Genomic DNA, 16,378 nt, shown 5'->3' with positions numbered 1-16,378 from the left:
GGCCGGATCGTCCTTCAGGCGCCCATAGGCCTCGGAGAGCTGCCGCAGCGGCTCCATCAGGGTCTCGGCGACGAACTGGCCGCCATAGGGGCCAAAATGGCCCTTCGCATCGGGAAAGTCGTAACTCATTTCTTCGCTCTGTCCGCGCGCACCACCGCCTCGACGAAAGCGCGCATCTTGTCGTGATCCTTGACGCCGGGCCTGGCTTCGATGCCGGAGGACACATCGACCCCATAGGGCCGCAGCTGCCGCACCCCCCGCCCCACGTTGGCGGGATTCAGCCCCCCGGCCAGCACCAGCGGCATCTTCACCGCCGTCACCCGGCTCCAGTCGAAGGTCTCGCCCCGCCCGCCCATGCCGCCCTTGGCATGGCTGTCCAGCAGCAGCCCGGCCGCGCCCTTGTAGCGCCTGGCCAGCGGCGCCAGGCTCTGTTTCTCGCCCATGGCCACCGCCTTGATGTACGGCAGGCCGAAGCTGGCGCAGAAATCCGCCGGCTCATCGCCGTGGAACTGCAGCAGGTCGGGTTTCAGCGTGTCGATGGCGTCCTGCACGAAAGCCGCGTCGGCGTCCTTGAGCAGGGCCACGGCGCTGACGAAGGGGGGTAGCCGCCGGCGGATGGCCGCGGCCTTCTCGGCCGGGATATGGCGCGGGCTGGCCGGCACCAGGACAAAACCCAGGGCATCGACCCCCAGGCCAATGGCCGCCTGGGCGTCCTTCTCGCGGGTGATCCCGCAAAACTTGATTCGGGTTCGGCTCAAAACCTTGGGTCTCAGGCCGGAAAATAGGGTTCCGGCCGTTCGGGGAGGGCGAATTCTGCCGGATATTCCGGTCCTACGAAATACAGCCCCTCCGCCGGGCCCGTCATTCCGGCCCGGGTACGGTCGCGGCCGGCCAGGACTTCGGCCACCCAGGCCGGCGGCCGCTTGCCCAGCCCCACCTCGGCCAGGGTACCGGCGATGTTGCGGACCATGTGGTGGAGGAAGGCATTGGCGCAGACATCCATCACCACGAAATCGCCGCGCCGGAACACGTTGACGTGGCGCATGAAGCGCATCGCCGTGGGCGACTGGCACTCGGAATCGCGGAAGGCCGAGAAGTCCTGCTCCCCCAGCAGGGCCTGGGCTCCCTCGTGCATGGCCCCGGCGTCGAGCCGCTGCGGCCACCAGGCCGTCCGGTGGCGCAGCAGCGCGGCCCGGGCCCGGTGGTTGTGGATCACGTAGCGGTAATGCCGTGCCCGGGCCGAGAAGCGGGCGTGAAAATCCTCGCGCACCGGCTGCACCCAGCGCAGCGAAAGGTCCTCGGGCAGGTTGGTATTGGCACCCAGCAGCCAGGCGTACTCGCTGCGCCGGGCCTGCGAGTCGAAATGCACCACCTGCTGCAGGCCGTGGACGCCGGCATCGGTGCGGCCCGCCGCGGTGATCGCCACCGGGTGGTCCGCCACCTTCGACAGCGCCGCCTCCAGCGTGCTCTGCACGCAGCGCAGGGTCGTGTGGGTCTGCCAGCCGCGAAAGCCGGTGCCCACGTACTCCACCCCTGCCGCCCAGCGACTCATGGCGCGTCCCTCGCCGGATCGGGCAGGCCCGAAAGAAAAAGGCCGCCGCGATTCGCGGCGGCCCGGAAGAAACTCATGGCCGGATCAGGCGAGACGCGACAGCAGGGCCTGCGCCTCCGCCTTCTGCGTGTCGTTGCCCTGCTGCTGCACCTCGTTCAGCAGGTTGCGCGCCATCTCGTTGTCGCCCATGTCCACGTAGGCGCGCGCCAGGTCCAGCTTGGTGCCGGCCTCGTCGCCCGCGGAGATGCTGTCGCTGTCGCCGCCGAGGTCGCCGATGTCGAAATCGTCCAGCTTGATCTCGTCGACCCTGATCTCGGCCAGGGCCGGCTCGGAGATCGTCGAGGACGCCGGGGAGTCGAAACCGGACAGGTCGAACTCCAGGGCATTGCTGTCCGCCGGGCGCGACGCCGGCGGAGCGGCAGCCGGTGTCGAGACCACCGTCTTGGCGCCACCCAGGTCGAAGTCGCCGAGGTCGAACTCCAGGGCATCGTCGTTCTTGAGCGTCGGCTCGCGGGACTTGGCGGACGGCTCCACCGGCGGCAGTTCCAGCTCCTCGAGCCGGAAGTCCAGGCCGTTGCCGGCGGACGGCGGCGCTTCGGCCGCCGTGGGCTCCGGCATGCCCTGCACCGACGGAGCGGACGGCTCGTCGAAGGCGAGGTCGAAGTCGGTATCGACGGCCGCGACGTCCCCCCCCTTGAACAGCTGCACGTCCGGGCACAGCTGCTGGCCCATGATCGCGATCTTCTGCCAGGTGGCCGCGTCGGCCTTGCCCTTCAGGCCTTCGGTGGTTTCCTGGAACTCCACCGGGCGGCCGGCGGCAAAATAGGTCTCGGCCAGCTTCACCTTCAGCTCGGTCCGCGACGGGTCACGGCCGGACGCCTGGCGCAGCAGCAGGATCGCCTCGTCGTAGAGCCCGTAGGCCAAGTGGAAATCGGCCTCCGCCATCGGATCGTTGGCGTCGAGGTTGATCTGCACCGTCTCGGCCGCGAACTGGCCGGTGACGTCGAAGTCGATGTTGCCGGTCTCCACGGCCTTGCGGGCAAAGGCCAGGTCCTCGGCACCGAAGGCCTGCGTCGAGTCGAAGGTCGGCAGCATGGCCGTATCGTCGAGCGACGCCGACGGGGCCGGCGGGACGGCCTGGGTGGACTGCGCCTGCGCCGGCACCTGCTGGGTCTGCAGCTGCCGGGTATGGAAGTCGGCGGTTTCCTCGCCGCTCAGCGTGTCGTCCAGGTTCTCGAGCTCGCGGCGGGCCGCCTCCGGCGACTTTGGCGGCAGCTTCACGCCCGGCGGCGGAATGGTGCCCAGCGTGGAACGCGCCAGGATCGGCGCGGCGGCCGGGACGATCGACGGAGTGCTCGGTGCGGGACTGGCCGTCGGCAGGTCCGCCGACTGCTGCGCACGGCGCTTCTTGAGCAGGTTGCTGACCAGGTAGCCGACGCCGCCGAGGACCAGCAGCAGCCCCAGCACCGGGATCGCGAGGTCGAGCAGGCCGCCCTCCTCGGGCTCCGGCGTGGGCTTCTTGGCCTTCTGGGGCGGGGGCGCCGGCTCGGCTTCGGGCGCCGGGGCTTCCGCCGGCACCACCTCGGCCACGGACGCCTCGGCCGGTACTTCGCCGACGGCGGGGGCGGCAGGCTCCTCCGACACCGCCGGCGCGGGCGCGGGCGCGGGAGGCTCTGCCGGTGCCGGTGCCGGGACGGGTGCAGGAACCGGGGCAGGAGCGGGGATCGGAGCGGGGGCCGGGGCCGCCTTCGGCTCGGGCTTGGGGACCGGCGCAGGTGCCGGCGCAGGTGCCGGCAGCGGCTTGGGCGCGGGCAACGGCTTGGCAACGGGGGCAGGAGCCGGAACAGGCTTCGCCGGAGACGGCGACGCCGGCACTGCCGGCGCTTCGGACACGATGGAGGGCTTCGGCGCCGTGATCGGCGGCTCGGCCAGCGCTTCCGCTGGTCGCGGCTTGGGCCTGGCGGCCCCGCCGTTACGCAGGGTGTTGATGCGAGCCTTGGCCACTGCCGGCGGGACCGAGCCCATCTCGGCTGCCGACGGAATCGTCAGGCGGGAGCCGATGCGCAGCCCATTGATTCCGCCCTCGAAGGCGTCGCGATTGGCTTCGTAGATGGCCAGCAGAACCTGGTCCATCGTCAGCGAGGGGTCCGGACGCAGCTTGGTGGCGATGCTCCAGAAGGTTTCCTTGGCCTGGACCGGGCCGTAGGCGTCACCGGAAGCCGTGCTCAGCGGCGCGGCGGGAGGCGTGGGGGCCGCGGCCGGGATCACCGGCTGGGGCGCGGGTTCGGCCGGGGGGGGCACCGGGGCCGGACGGCGCACGGACTCCTCGGAGGTCTCGAAGAATTCGGAGGACGGACGCTGCGGAGCGGCCGCCACGGGCGCCGGCGCACGCGGGGCCTGGGCCACCGGCGCGGGCTGCTGCTGCATCGTCGGCGGATCGAGCAGGATGGTGTACTCGCGCAGCAGGCGGCCGCCGCGGGACTTCACCTCGACCAGGAAATTGACGAACGGCTCGCGCGCGATCTGGGCGCTGCGGACTTCGATACGGGGCTGGCCGCCATCGCTGGCGACGGTGAAGCGCAGGCTGCTGAGGTAGTCGCTGCGGTCCAGGCCGGCGCGCTGGAACTCGGCCACGCTGGCCAGGTTCACCTGGACGCCCTCCGCTTCCTCCGGCGTCACGGCGGTGAGCGGGATGGACGCGGCGAAACGCTGGTTGAGGCCGGACTTGACCTCGATTTCGCCCAGCCCGATGGCTGCGGCCGTGGAAAGCCACAACACGGGGCTCAGTGCTGCAAGCAGTGCCAGTTTACGCAACATATTCTCTCCGGAAGCCGTGTCCCCCAACCGGGGCTGCCTTGAGTTCACAGCAAGCGTGAACTTGCGCATGTAAGCCCTTTTATACACGACATTTTATAAATAGTCACGACTCAACAGCTCGGCGATCTGAACCGCATTGAGCGCGGCACCCTTGCGGATATTGTCGCCGGTCAGCCACAGGTTCAATCCTCGGGGATGCGTCGGATCCTGCCGGAGCCGTCCGACGAATACCGCGTCCTGTCCGCTGGCCTCGGTCACCGGGGTGGGAAAGCCGTCGGCGGAGCGCTCATCGAGCAGTTCCAGGCCCGGCGCCTGCCCCAGCAGTTCTCGCGCACGGTCCAGGGCCAGGGGCTCGCGGGTCTCCAGGTGCACGGCGGCGCTATGGCCATAGAACACCGGGACCCGCACGGCGGTGGCGTTGACCCGCACCGGGTCGCCCAGCAGGCGCGCGGTCTCGCGCATCAGGCGCAGTTCCTCGCGGGTATGGCCGCCCTCCTCCACCGCATCGATCTGCGGCAACACGTTGAAGGCGATCTGGCGGCTGTAGGCCTGGGGCTTGATCTCACGGAAGCTCAGCAGGTCCGCGGTCTGCCGGCCCAGTTCCTCCACCGCCTCGCGCCCGCTGCCGGATACGGCCTGGTAGGTCGAGACATTGACCCGCTCGATGCCGGCGGCATCCCGCAGCGGCTTCAGCGCCAGGGCCAGCAGCGTCACCGTGCAGGTGGGGTTGGCCACGATACCGCGCACGTCATGCCGCGCCAGGTCCTGCGGATTGACCTCCGGCACCACCAGGGGCACCTCGGGATCGAGCCGGAACTGCGTGCTGTTGTCGATCACCACGCAGCCCTCGACCGCAGCCTTCGGCGCGTATTCGGCCGCCACGGCGGCACCGGCGGAGAACAGCGCGAGCTGCACCTGCGAGAAGTCGAAGCGCGCCACGTCACCCACCGGCAGCTCGCGGCGACCGAAGCTGGCCGTGCCGCCCGCGGCTTCGGCCACGTCGAGCGGGAAGATCCGGCCGACCGGAAAGTCGCGCTCGTGCAGGATCTCGAGCATCGCCGCGCCGACCAGACCGCTGACGCCGACCACCGCGATGTCGAACTTCCTTGTCATGGGACCCCCTGAAAAATCGAGCGGCGAAGTGTAGAGCGTATCCGTGGGCAAAACCCATGGCCGCCTGGAAAATCTTCTGTTGGTGGCCCGGGAACGCAGGCCTATAATTGAGAATCAATAACAATTAGAACCTGTACTAGGATTCGCACATGGACGTTCCCACCCTTTCCGCCCCTGCCCTCCGTTCCCGCAGCGCCGCCCTGAGTGCGGCAACCGATGATCTGCACGAAGCCCTGCACGACGTCGTGGCGGCTGCCGCCCCCTTCGCCAGCCGCGGGCACTTCACCCGCTGGGTGACGGTGCAGCATCGCTTCCAGCGCGAGATCGAGCCGCTGTACCGCATCGCCGGGCTGCAGGACTGGCTGCCCGACCTGGCCAACCGCGGCCGCCTCGGCGCCACCGCCGCCGATCTGGCCGACCTAGGCGCCGCGCTGCCCGCGGGCGAGCCGCCGGCGCACGACACCCGCGACCACGTCGCGGCACTCGGCTGGCTGTTCGTCTCCGAGGGCTCCACGCTCGGCGCCGCCATGCTGTTCAAGAAGGCGCAAACCCTGGGGCTGTCGGAACACTTCGGGGCCCGGCACCTCGCCGCCGCGCCGGAGGGACGCGCGCGCCACTGGAAGCAGTTCACCGAGGCCCTGGACCGCCTCGAACTGTCCGCGCCCGACGACGCACGCATGCGCGAGGCGGCACGCGCCGCGTTCCGCCGCTTCGACGTACTGCTGCGGGAAGCCTTTGCCTTGCCGGCATGAACCCTGTGTCAGCCGACCGCTCCCGCCGCACCCGCTCAGGCCTGCGTCGACTCTCGACGCCCGGATGCCGCCGCCTTGTGCGAGCATGGCAGCATGATGCTGTCCATGGCGAGACTTCACTTCCCGATTTGCCGCCCGGGCGGCCGCTCGCCGCCGCCCGTGATCCGCGGGCGATGACCTTCGACCATCACCGAAGCCCATGGGATCATCCCCACACGCGGCTCGCGACGGCATGAGCGAGCCCGCCTCCCCTGCAGCCCGGCCCGCGCTAGCGGCACCGCTGCGCTATCTGCTGATGACCTTCGCTGCGCTGTGCGTGGCGCTGGGGGTGATCGGCATCTTCGTGCCCGGGCTGCCGACCACGGTCTTCATCCTGATGGCCGGCTGGGCCGCGGCGCGCAGTTCGCCGCGCTTCTCGGCCTGGCTGGAAGGCCATCGCCTGTTCGGGCCGATGATCCGCAACTGGCGGGAGACCCGCAGCGTCAGCCGCCGCGCCAAGTGGAGCGCCACGGTGATGATGGCGATCTGCGCCCTGGTCCTGTTCCTCACCGCCAGGAAGCCCTGGCTGGCCGAGGCCATCACCGGACTGATGGCCCTGGTGCTGGCCTGGCTCTGGCATCGGCCCGAGCCGCCGCGGGCCTCCTGAAAACGGCAGGGGCCCCGCCGGTCCGCACCGGCGGGGCCCCTGGGCCCGCAAACCCCTCAGAGCTTGCCGAGCACGATCCTCAGCATGCGGCGCAGCGGTTCCGCGGCACCCCACAGCAGCTGGTCGCCGATCACGAAGGCCGACACGTATTCGGGGCCGAGGTTGAGCTTGCGCACGCGGCCCACGCCCACTTTCAGCCCGCCGGTGATCGAGGCCGGGGTCAGCTCCTTGACGGTGACCGGCTTGTCGTTCGGCACCCACTTCACCCAGTCGTTGCCGCTCTTGATGATCGACTCGATCTCGGCCAGCGGCAGGTCGCGCTTGAGCTTGAGGGTCAGCGCCAGGCTGTGGCAGCGCATCGCGCCGATGCGCACGCAGAGGCCGTCCACCGGGATCGGCTTGTCGTTGCCGAGGATCTTGTTGACCTCCGCCTGGCCCTTCCATTCCTCCTTGGACTGGCCGTTGTCGAGCTGGGAGTCGATCCAGGGGATCAGGCCGCCGGCCAGCGGCGCGCCGAAGAACTCGGTGGGCACGTCGCTGCGGATGGACTGCGCCACCTTGCGGTCGATGTCGAGGATCGCCGAAGCCGGGGTCGCCAGTTCCTCGGCCACGGCGGCGTTGATCACGCCCATGCCCTTGAGCAGCTCGCGCATGTGGTTGGCGCCGCCGCCGGAAGCCGCCTGGTAGGTCATCGAGCTGACCCACTCCACCAGTCCCTCGCGGAACAGGCCGCCCACGCCCATCAGCAGGATGCTGTTGGTGCAGTTGCCGCCGATGTAGTTCTTCACGCCCTGGGCCAGCGCCGCATCGATCACGCCGCGGTTCACCGGATCCAGGATGATGACGGCGTCGTCCTTCATGCGCAGCGCCGAGGCCGCGTCGATCCAGTAGCCGTCCCAGCCGCTGGCGCGCAGCTTCGGGTAGATCTCGTTGGTGTAGTCACCGCCCTGGCAGGTGATGATCACGTCCATCGCCTTGAGCGCCTCGATGCTGTTGGCATCCTTCAGCGGCGGAGTGTCCTTGCCGCCCACCTTCGGGCCCGGCCCGCCGGCGCTCGAGGTGCTGAAGAAATGCGACTCCACCAGCGCGAAGTCGTTCTCTTCCTGCATGCGCTGCATCAGCACCGAGCCGACCATGCCGCGCCAACCCACCATACCCAGCTTCTTCATCTCACAATCCTCAATCCGTTGCTATCCCCCTCGCGCTTGCGGGAGAGGGTGGCCCGACAGGGCCGGGAGAGGGTTTCCGTAAAACCTTCAGGAATTACAGAAACCTTCTCCCCTGCCTCTCTCCCGCACGCGGGAGAGGTTCTGTTGGTTGTTACTTCTTCAGCGCGGCCACGACCGCGTCGCCCATTTCCTTCGTGCCGATGATCCTCTCGCCCGGCTGCGCGATGTCGCCGGTACGCTTGCCCTGCCGCAGCACCTGCTTCACCGCGGCATCGATGCGATCGGCGAGGTCGGCACGGTTGAACGTGTAGCGGAACATCATGCCCACCGACAGGATCGTCGCCAGCGGGTTGGCCTTGCCCTGCCCGGCGATGTCCGGCGCGCTGCCGTGGATCGGCTCGTACAGCCCCTTGTTGTTCACGTCCAGAGATGCCGAGGGCAGCATGCCGATGGAACCCGCCAGCATCGAGGCCTCGTCCGACAGGATGTCGCCGAAGATGTTGCCGGTGACGATCACGTCGAACTGCTTGGGATTCTTCACCAGCTGCATCGCGGCGTTGTCCACGTACATGTGGCTCAGCGCGACGTCCGGGTACTGCTTGCCCACCTCGATCACCACCTCGCGCCACAGGCGCGAGGTCTCCAGCACGTTCTCCTTGTCCACCGAGCAAAGGCGCTTGTTGCGCTTCTGCGCCGCCTGGAACGCGACATGCGCGATGCGCTCCACCTCCGGGCGGCTGTAGTGCATCGTGTCGTAGCCTTCCTCGGCGCCCTCGGCGTTGCTGCGGCGGCCGCGCGGCTGGCCGAAGTAGATGTCGCCGGTCAGTTCGCGCAGGATCAGGATGTCCAGCCCGGCGATGACCTCGGGCTTGAACGAGGATGCGGCCGCCAGTTCCTCATAGGCCAACGCGGGACGCAGGTTGGCGAACAGGCCGAGATCCTTGCGGATGCCCAGGATGCCCTGCTCCGGGCGCACGGCGCGCGGCAGGCTGTCGTACTTGGGGCCGCCGACGGCGCCCATCAGGATGGCATCGGCCTCGCAGGCCGCCTTCTGGGTGGACGGCGGATACGGATGGCCCTCCGCATCATAGGCGGCACCGCCGAGATGGCCGAAGGACCATTCGATCTTCTCGCCCTCGGCCTTCAGCAGCTCCAGCACCTTCACGGCTTCCGCCATGATCTCGGTGCCGATGTAGTCGCCAGGGAGAATCAGGATCTTCTTGTTCATTTCTCTCTATTCGCTATGTTCACGGCCATCTCAGACCGTTCGTGGTGAGCCTGGCGAACCATGAATGGTCCATTGGCCACCGTTCACCCTTCGATCCTTCGACAAGCTCAGGATCAGGGCGAACGGTGCGGGCTTCAGTTGAACAGCCAGGGCGCTTCCGCGCGGCGCTTCGCCTCGTAGGCCCTGATCGCATCGGCCTGCTGCAGCGTCAGGCCGATCTCGTCCAGGCCGTTGACCATGTTGTGCTTGTGGTGAGGATTGATCTGGAAGCGGAACACGCGGCCGTCCGGCAGGCGCACTTCCTGCGCCGGCAGGTCGATGGTGACCTTGGCCGCCGCATCCGCCGCCACCGCCTCGAAGATCGCCTGCACTTCCTCGGCCTGCAGCGTCACCGGCAGGACGCCGTTCTTGAAGCAGTTGGAGAAGAAGATATCGGCGAAGCTCGGCGCGATCACGGCGCGGAAGCCGTAGTCGTCCAGCGCCCATACCGCGTGCTCGCGCGAGGAGCCGCAGCCGAAGTTGTCGCGCGCGATCAGCACCTGCGCGCCGGCATGCTTCGGCTCGTTGAGCACGAACTCCGGGTTCGGGCGGCGCGTCGCCGGGTCCACTTCCAGCGTGCCCGGATCCAGGTAGCGCCAGTCGTCGAACAGGAAGGGGCCGAAGCCCGTGCGCCGGATCGACTTCAGGTACTGCTTGGGGATGATCGCATCGGTGTCCACGTTGGGACGGTCCAGCGGCGCCACGTGAGAAATGACCTGCGTAAATGCCTTCATGTCTGTCTTCCTTACAACTTCATTTCCAGGCGCCGGCAATCCGGCACCGGTGAACGTGCACGGTCGCCGCGGAAGCGGCGCTCGCGCACGAACCTGAATCCGATTCCCTCGTACAGCTTCTGGGCGCGGGGATTGGTCACCGCCACGTCCAGTGCATAGAGCTGAAAGCCGCGCTGGCGCGCCTGCGCCATCTGGAAATTCAGCATCCTCGCGCCGATACCCTGGCCGCGGCATTCCGGCGCCACGCCGAAATTCGCCACGTACAGCATCTCCGGCGTCAGCGGTTTCATCATCGGCGACAGTTCCAGGCCGCGCCGGATCACGCCGAAGGCCGCCGGCAGCGGGTAGAACGACAGCACCTGCCGCATCAATCCCAGCGTCAGCCGTCCTTCGTCGCGCTGCCCGTAGAAGGCGCCCACGCCCACCACGCGCCCTTCCCGCTCCGCCACCCAGTGGTTGCGATGGCCCTGGAACCCGCCGCCCTGGGCAAAGGCATAGCGCAGGAAATCCAGCGCCCCGCGCCCCGCCGCACGCAGCATGTAGTCGAAGGCCTCGGGCCCGGCGCTGTACACCAGCGGCGCCGCGGCCTCCGCGTCCTCCGCCCGCGCCGGCCTGAAACCCAGGCTCATCGTGCCGCTTCCATGCCTACAGCGAGCGCACGTCGACGAAGTGGCCGGCGATACCCGCCGCCGCCGCCATCGCCGGGCTCACCAGGTGGGTACGCCCTCCCTGCCCCTGGCGGCTTTCGAAGTTGCGGTTGCTGGTCGAGGCGCAGCGCTCGCCCGGCTCCAGCCGGTCGGCGTTCATCGCCAGGCACATGGAGCAGCCCGGCTCGCGCCACTCGAAGCCCGCCTCGGTGAAGACCTTGTCCAGGCCTTCGCTTTCGGCCTGCGCCTTCACCAGGCCTGAGCCCGGCACCACCAGCGCCAGCTTCACGTTCGCGGCCTTGCGCTTGCCCTTCACGACCGCGGCAGCGGCGCGCAGGTCCTCGATGCGCGAGTTGGTGCAGGAGCCGATGAACACCTTGTCGATGCTGATCTGCTCGATCGGCGTGTTGGCAGCCAGGCCCATGTAGGCCAGCGCCTTCTCCATGCCGTTGCGCTTGACCGGATCGGCTTCCTTCGCCGGATCGGGGACGCGCGCCGAGACCGGGCCCACCATCTCGGGCGAAGTGCCCCAGCTGACCTGCGGCTCGATGCTCCTGGCGTCCAGCTCCACCACGGCGTCGAACTTCGCGCCCGGGTCGCTGCGCAGCTGCTTCCAGTTGGCCACGGCGGCGTCCCATTGCTCCGGCTTCGGCGCGTAGGGGCGGCCCTTGACGTAGGCGATGGTCTTGTCGTCCACGGCCACCAGGCCGGCGCGCGCGCCGCCCTCGATCGCCATGTTGCACAGGGTCATGCGGCCTTCCATGCTCAGGTCCTCGATCGCCTCGCCGGCGTACTCGATGACATGGCCGGTGCCGCCGGCGGTGCCGATGCGGCCGATGATCGCCAGCGTGATGTCCTTGGCCGTGACGCCCGGGCCCACATGGCCGTTGACGCGGATCAGCATGGTCTTGGCCTTCTTCAGTACCAGCGTCTGCGTGGCCAGCGTGTGCTCGACCTCGGAGGTCCCGATGCCGAAGGCCAGCGCGCCGAAGGCACCGTGCGTGGAGGTGTGCGAGTCGCCGCAGACCACGGTCATGCCCGGCAGGGTGGCGCCCTGCTCCGGGCCCACCACGTGGACGATGCCCTGGCGGTGATCGGTCATGCGGAATTCGGTGATGCCGTACTCCGCGCAGTTGGCGTCCAGCGCATCGACCTGGGCGCGCGAGATCGGGTCCTTGATGCCCTGCACGCGGTCGGCGGTGGTCGGCACGTTGTGATCGGCCACGGCCAGGTTGGCATTCAGGCGCCAGGGCTTGCGGCGGTTCATGCGCAGGCCGTCGAAGGCCTGTGGGCTGGTCACCTCGTGCACCAGGTGGCGGTCGATGTAGATCAGGGCGGAGTTGTCGCCCTGGTCGGCGACCACATGGGCGTCCCAAATCTTTTCGTACAGGGTTTTTGCCATGGCTGGACCTCAAATTCCCGAAGCTTGGTCTTGCGAATGGCGCGCATTCTAGGAGCGTGTTATCAATAACTCCAATGAATCGTTTTCATCCAGTCCATTCCATATGGGAATTCGACCATGGACACCCAGAACCTCACCACCTTCATCGCCGTCGCCGAGTCCGGCTCCTTCACCCAAGCCGCCGAAGCCCTGCACCTGTCCCAGCCGGCGGTGAGCAAGCGCATCACCGCCCTGGAGGAACAGGTCGGCCAGCCCCTGTTCGACCGCGTGGGCCGACAGGTGAGCCTGACCGACGCCGGCCGCACCCTGCTCCCCTACGCGAAGAAGGTGCTGCAAGACCTTGAAGATGGGAGGCGGGCGCTCTCCCACCTGCATGAGAAGGTGGCCGGGCGCCTGTCGATCGGCACCAGCCACCACATCGGCCTGCACCGCCTGCCGCCGGTACTGCGCGCTTTCACCCAGCAGTACCCGGAAGTGGACCTGGACATCCATTTCATGGACTCCGAGGTGGCCTGCCAGGCCGTGCTGGCGGGCAAGCTGGAGCTGGGCATCGTCACCCTGCCCACCCAGCCGCTGCCGCACTTGCAGCAGCGCGCCGTCTGGGACGACCCCTTGTCGGTCGTGGTCGCTCCCGGCCACCCCCTGCTGGACAAGCCCCGCGCCCGCCTGCAGGACCTCGCCGGCCACCCGGCAGTGCTGCCGGACGAGGCCACCTATACCCACCGCATCGTCACCCGCGCCCTGCAGCAGCACGGCCTGGTGCCGCGCATCCGCCTGGCCACCAATTACCTGGAAACCCTGAAGATGCTGGTGGGCATCGGCCTGGGCTGGAGCGTGCTGCCGGACTCGATGATCGACGGCAGCATCCGCCGCCTGCCGATCCCGCAGCTGGCCCTGCATCGTGAACTGGGCGCCGTCTGGCACGAGCGCCGCACCCTGTCCGGCGCGGGCCTGGCCCTGCTGGGCAGCCTGGAATCCGACATACGGGGCCGTATGGCCCCCTGAACAGTTGTTTACTGTTCCTGCGGCCAATGTCTCCCGGGTCAATGGGTGTTCAGAATACGCCCACTTATTTAGCTCGGTGACGAGGACTTTCCATGCCTGCCTACAAAGCTCCGCTGCGCGACATGCGCTTCCTGATGAACGAGGTGTTCGACTACCCCGCTCACTACGCCGGCCTCTCCAACGGCAAGGATGCAGACCCCGAGACCTGCGACGCGATCCTGGGCGAAGCCGCCAAGTTCTGCGAAGAGGTGCTGGCCCCGCTGAACCTCTCCGGCGACCAGGAAGGCTGCCACTTCGAGAACGGCAAGGTCACCACGCCCAAGGGCTTCAAGGAGGCCTACGAGCAGTTCGTGCAGGGCGGCTGGCAGGGCCTGTCGCACCCGACCGAGTTCGGCGGCCAGGGCATGCCGATGTCGCTGGGCCTGCTGAAGTCCGAGATGATGGGTACGGCCAACTGGTCGTTCACCATGTACCCGGGCCTTTCGCTGGGCGCCATGAACACCGTCATGCAGCACGCCTCCGAGGAGCTGAAGGCGATCTACATGCCGCCGCTGACCGAGGGCCGCTGGACCGGCACCATGTGCCTCACCGAGCCGCAGTGCGGCACCGACCTCGGCCAGGTCAAGACCAAGGCCGAGCCGCAGCTGGACGGCAGCTACAAGATCACCGGCACCAAGATCTTCATCTCCGCCGGCGAGCATGACCTGACCGAGAACATCATCCACATCGTGCTGGCGCGCCTGCCGGACGCGCCCCCGGGCACCAAGGGCATCTCGCTGTTCATCGTGCCCAAGATGAACGTCAACGCCGACGGCAGCGTCGGCGAGCACAACAACGTGGTCTGCAGCGCCATCGAGCACAAGATGGGCATCAAGGCCTCCGCCACGGCCGTGATCAACTTCGAGCAGTCCACCGGCTACATGATCGCCAAGCCCAACAAGGGCCTGGAAGCCATGTTCACCTTCATGAACACCGCCCGCATCGGTACCGCCGTGCAGGGCATCTGCCACGCCGAGGCCTCGTTCCAGGGAGCGCTGGCCTACGCCAAGGACCGCCGCTCGATGCGCGCCCTGCGCGGCAAGCAGGAGCCGGACAAGGTCGCCGACGCGCTGATCCATCATGCCGACGTGCGCCGCATGCTGCTGACGCAGAAGTGCTTCGCCGAAGGCGGCCGCGCGATGATCTACTTCGCCGCGCAGCTGGCGGACCACATGACCAACGGCATCATCGAGAACGACCAGGCCAAGTACCACGAGTGGGACGACAAGCTGGGCTTCTTCACGCCGATCCTCAAGGGCTTCCTGACCGAGATGGGCCTGGAAGCGGCCAACCAGGGCATCCAGGTGTTCGGCGGCCATGGCTACATCAAGGAACACGGCATGGAGCAGATCGCCCGCGACGCGCGCATCTCCACGCTGTACGAAGGCACCACCGGCATCCAGGCCCTGGACCTGCTGGGCCGCAAGGTGCTGCTGCAGACCCGCGGCAAGGCCGTGCGCGAGTTCACCGGCCAGATCGCCAAGTTCGCGGTGGACAACCTGCGCGACGCCCGCCTGCGCAACTTCGCCACCACCCTGGCCAAGTACGCCGCCGAGTGGAACGTGCTGACCATGCGCGTGATGCTGATGGCCCGCAAGGACCGCGAAGTGGTCAGCTCCGCCAGCCATCACTTCCTGATGTACTCGGGCTACGTGACCATGGCCTACTTCTGGGCCCTGCAGGCCGCGGTGGCCAGCGACAAGCTCTCCAAGGGCGGCGCCGAGGAGCCGGCGTTCTACAAGGCCAAGATCGCCACGGCGAAGTTCTACTTCGACCACATCCTGCCGCGCGCCAAGGGCCACGCCCAGTCGATGACTAAGCCCAGCAAATCCATGCTGCGACTGCCGGTGGAGAGCTTTGTTTTTGAGTAAAGCAACGAACGGCGTGGAGGGGCCCCACGCATTGCGTGGGGATCCTTAGCGTCGCGAGTCTGCGGGTTGAGTTGACTGACCCCGCCCTAACCCGGCGGGGTTTTTCTTTGCGTGGCTCCACGCATCGCATGGGAATCCTCAGCCTCGTGAATTTGCAGGCTTGAGTGACCGGCTCTGCCCTGACCCGGCAGGGCCTTATCCGTTGGGGAGCCACTTTCCCACACCCCACCCCGCCATTTTCTCTATCCAGCCCCGTCCCGCTCCCGCCGCTAGCCTCACCAGATTGCAACGAGGCCGCCCGCCATGGACATCCGTCGCAGTACCCTGCTCGCCGCGCTCGCCAGCCTGACTACCGGACCGCTGGCCTACACCCACAACTACTCCTGGACCCTGCTCTCGGCCACCTGGCGCAGCACGGGCCTGCGCCAGGAAGACCTGCGCGAGCTGCTGCGCTACTGCGTCGGAGAAGGCTACATGGAGCTGCACGGCGACGAGATCGAGGCCAGCTATCGCATGACCACCGCGGGCCAGGCGGCCATCGCCGAATCGCGCTGGTTCCCCTGGACCCGCTGGCGCGACAACCGCACCCTGGCCCAACTGCGCATGCGCGCCCGCATCCCGTCCAAGGACGGCAGCAACCGCCGCGACTCCGACCCCATGCCGGCGCCGGCTCACTGACCGGCCGCGCTCAGCCGGCGCGGATCGCCGCGTCGAACTGGTCCATGCTGGCATAACCCGGCTGCGCGGCGGTGCGCGCCAGCCAGGCCCGCACGGCCGGATAGGCCGCCAGATCAAACCCTCCCTCGTGCGCCACGTGCGTGTAGGCATACAGCGCGATGTCCGCGATGCTGTAGGCCTCGCCGACGAACCAGTCGCGGTCCGCCAGATGCCGCTCCATGACCGCCAGTGCGGCATGGCCGCCGGGATGACGCTCCTGCAGGCGCGCCTCCTGCTCCGGCGGACGGCCGAGATAGCGGATGATGTAGCGCGATGTGGCGATGTAGGGCTCGTGGCTGTACTGCTCGAAGAACATCCACTGCAGCACCCGGGCATGGTCCAGGCGGTCGGCGGGCAGCAACGGCGTGCCCTCGGCCAGGTAGTGCAGGATGGCGTTGGACTCCGCCAGGAACACGCCGCCCGGCAGCTCCAGTACCGGCACCCGGCCGTTGGGATTCCGGGCCAGGAATTCCGGGGTGCGGGTTTCCTTCTTCAGGATGTCCAGGTGTACCCAGTCATGAGCGATGCCGAGCTGCGTCAGCAGCAGCTTCTGCTTGTAGCAATTGCCCGAATAGATGTCGCCGTAGACCTTCAGCACGCCACGCTCCAGGTTATGCACCCCATCGCGCGATATTTTGTCCCTGTTG

Annotated in this window: 15 protein-coding genes and 1 pseudogene; 5 read left to right on the top strand and 11 right to left on the bottom strand. The window is 68.1% G+C overall.

What is annotated here, in order from left to right:
• The 5 genes and pseudogenes from C3942_RS23015 to C3942_RS21245 all read right to left on the bottom strand — a co-directional run.
• Positions 1–129 (bottom strand): annotated as a pseudogene (locus C3942_RS23015) (tryptophan synthase subunit beta); the annotation flags it as partial.
• A complete protein-coding gene (locus tag C3942_RS21260; protein ID WP_104232384.1) occupies positions 126–758 on the bottom strand; it encodes a phosphoribosylanthranilate isomerase in 633 nt (210 codons plus the stop codon). The gene C3942_RS21260 and the pseudogene C3942_RS23015, both read right to left, overlap by 4 nt.
• Positions 759–769: 11 nt before the next feature.
• On the bottom strand, positions 770–1,552 hold the full coding sequence (gene truA / locus C3942_RS21255) for a tRNA pseudouridine(38-40) synthase TruA (protein ID WP_104232383.1): 783 nt from the start codon (positions 1,550–1,552) through the stop codon (positions 770–772).
• Positions 1,553–1,636: 84 nt separating this feature from the next.
• Entirely contained in the window at positions 1,637–4,369 is a 2,733-nt protein-coding gene (locus C3942_RS22890) for a FimV/HubP family polar landmark protein (protein ID WP_165797567.1), read from the bottom strand.
• Between the two features lie 93 nt (positions 4,370–4,462).
• A complete protein-coding gene (locus tag C3942_RS21245) occupies positions 4,463–5,482 on the bottom strand; it encodes an aspartate-semialdehyde dehydrogenase (RefSeq protein WP_104232381.1) in 1,020 nt (339 codons plus the stop codon).
• 149 nt (positions 5,483–5,631) lie between these two features.
• Here C3942_RS21245 and C3942_RS21240 point away from each other — a divergent pair, with 149 nt between their 5' ends.
• Together C3942_RS21240 and C3942_RS21235 are read left to right on the top strand one after the other, a co-directional pair.
• Positions 5,632–6,234: a biliverdin-producing heme oxygenase gene (locus C3942_RS21240; protein ID WP_104232380.1), complete on the top strand. Its 603-nt coding sequence runs from the start codon at positions 5,632–5,634 to the stop codon at positions 6,232–6,234.
• Positions 6,235–6,466: 232 nt separating this feature from the next.
• Positions 6,467–6,880: a YbaN family protein gene (locus C3942_RS21235; protein WP_104232379.1), complete on the top strand. Its 414-nt coding sequence runs from the start codon at positions 6,467–6,469 to the stop codon at positions 6,878–6,880.
• 56 nt (positions 6,881–6,936) lie between these two features.
• Here the strand turns inward: C3942_RS21235 and asd are convergent, their stop codons facing one another.
• The 5 genes from asd to leuC all read right to left on the bottom strand — a co-directional run bounded on the left by asd (position 6,937) and on the right by leuC (position 12,099).
• Complete coding sequence (asd, locus tag C3942_RS21230) at positions 6,937–8,049, bottom strand: aspartate-semialdehyde dehydrogenase (protein ID WP_104232378.1); 1,113 nt, start codon at positions 8,047–8,049, stop codon at positions 6,937–6,939.
• Positions 8,050–8,200: 151 nt separating this feature from the next.
• Positions 8,201–9,277: a 3-isopropylmalate dehydrogenase gene (gene leuB, locus C3942_RS21225; protein WP_104232377.1), complete on the bottom strand. Its 1,077-nt coding sequence runs from the start codon at positions 9,275–9,277 to the stop codon at positions 8,201–8,203.
• A gap of 134 nt (positions 9,278–9,411) precedes the next feature.
• On the bottom strand, positions 9,412–10,050 hold the full coding sequence (gene leuD, locus C3942_RS21220) for a 3-isopropylmalate dehydratase small subunit (RefSeq protein WP_104232376.1): 639 nt from the start codon (positions 10,048–10,050) through the stop codon (positions 9,412–9,414).
• Positions 10,051–10,061: 11 nt separating this feature from the next.
• Positions 10,062–10,679 carry a GNAT family N-acetyltransferase gene (locus tag C3942_RS21215; RefSeq protein WP_104232375.1) on the bottom strand — a complete coding sequence of 206 codons (618 nt, stop codon included), beginning with the start codon at positions 10,677–10,679 and terminating at the stop codon, positions 10,062–10,064.
• Positions 10,680–10,695: 16 nt separating this feature from the next.
• Complete coding sequence (gene leuC, locus C3942_RS21210) at positions 10,696–12,099, bottom strand: 3-isopropylmalate dehydratase large subunit (protein WP_104232374.1); 1,404 nt, start codon at positions 12,097–12,099, stop codon at positions 10,696–10,698.
• Positions 12,100–12,216: 117 nt separating this feature from the next.
• Between leuC and C3942_RS21205 the strand changes: the two genes are divergently transcribed.
• The 3 genes from C3942_RS21205 to C3942_RS21195 all read left to right on the top strand — a co-directional run bounded on the left by C3942_RS21205 (position 12,217) and on the right by C3942_RS21195 (position 15,692).
• Positions 12,217–13,104 carry a LysR family transcriptional regulator gene (locus tag C3942_RS21205; protein WP_104232373.1) on the top strand — a complete coding sequence of 296 codons (888 nt, stop codon included), beginning with the start codon at positions 12,217–12,219 and terminating at the stop codon, positions 13,102–13,104.
• A gap of 92 nt (positions 13,105–13,196) precedes the next feature.
• Positions 13,197–15,014 (top strand): acyl-CoA dehydrogenase C-terminal domain-containing protein, encoded by a 1,818-nt coding sequence (locus C3942_RS21200; RefSeq protein ID WP_104232372.1) that lies wholly within the window; start codon positions 13,197–13,199, stop codon positions 15,012–15,014.
• 303 nt (positions 15,015–15,317) lie between these two features.
• Positions 15,318–15,692, top strand: a complete 375-nt coding sequence (locus tag C3942_RS21195) for a hypothetical protein (protein WP_104232371.1) — start codon at positions 15,318–15,320, stop codon at positions 15,690–15,692.
• Between the two features lie 10 nt (positions 15,693–15,702).
• Here C3942_RS21195 and C3942_RS21190 read toward each other — a convergent pair whose 3' ends face one another.
• Entirely contained in the window at positions 15,703–16,329 is a 627-nt protein-coding gene (locus C3942_RS21190) for a glutathione S-transferase family protein (protein WP_104232370.1), read from the bottom strand.
• Between the last annotated feature and the right edge of the window lie 49 nt (positions 16,330–16,378).

The organism is Solimonas fluminis, assembly GCF_002930645.1.
GTDB classification, from domain to species: domain Bacteria; phylum Pseudomonadota; class Gammaproteobacteria; order Nevskiales; family Nevskiaceae; genus Solimonas_A; species Solimonas_A fluminis.
Note: the sequence above shows the minus strand (reverse complement) of the source record. Positions and strands in the feature narration are given on the sequence as shown.

Coding starts and splice junctions, on each gene's coding strand:
- truA (WP_104232383.1), bottom strand. CDS start 1,552: ATGAGTCGCTGGGCGGCAGGGGTGGAGTACGTGGGCACCGGCTTTCGC.
- C3942_RS22890 (WP_165797567.1), bottom strand. CDS start 4,369: ATGTTGCGTAAACTGGCACTGCTTGCAGCACTGAGCCCCGTGTTGTGG.
- C3942_RS21245 (WP_104232381.1), bottom strand. CDS start 5,482: ATGACAAGGAAGTTCGACATCGCGGTGGTCGGCGTCAGCGGTCTGGTC.
- C3942_RS21240 (WP_104232380.1), top strand. CDS start 5,632: ATGGACGTTCCCACCCTTTCCGCCCCTGCCCTCCGTTCCCGCAGCGCC.
- C3942_RS21235 (WP_104232379.1), top strand. CDS start 6,467: ATGAGCGAGCCCGCCTCCCCTGCAGCCCGGCCCGCGCTAGCGGCACCG.
- asd (WP_104232378.1), bottom strand. CDS start 8,049: ATGAAGAAGCTGGGTATGGTGGGTTGGCGCGGCATGGTCGGCTCGGTG.
- leuB (WP_104232377.1), bottom strand. CDS start 9,277: ATGAACAAGAAGATCCTGATTCTCCCTGGCGACTACATCGGCACCGAG.
- leuD (WP_104232376.1), bottom strand. CDS start 10,050: ATGAAGGCATTTACGCAGGTCATTTCTCACGTGGCGCCGCTGGACCGT.
- C3942_RS21215 (WP_104232375.1), bottom strand. CDS start 10,679: ATGAGCCTGGGTTTCAGGCCGGCGCGGGCGGAGGACGCGGAGGCCGCG.
- leuC (WP_104232374.1), bottom strand. CDS start 12,099: ATGGCAAAAACCCTGTACGAAAAGATTTGGGACGCCCATGTGGTCGCC.
- C3942_RS21205 (WP_104232373.1), top strand. CDS start 12,217: ATGGACACCCAGAACCTCACCACCTTCATCGCCGTCGCCGAGTCCGGC.
- C3942_RS21200 (WP_104232372.1), top strand. CDS start 13,197: ATGCCTGCCTACAAAGCTCCGCTGCGCGACATGCGCTTCCTGATGAAC.
- C3942_RS21195 (WP_104232371.1), top strand. CDS start 15,318: ATGGACATCCGTCGCAGTACCCTGCTCGCCGCGCTCGCCAGCCTGACT.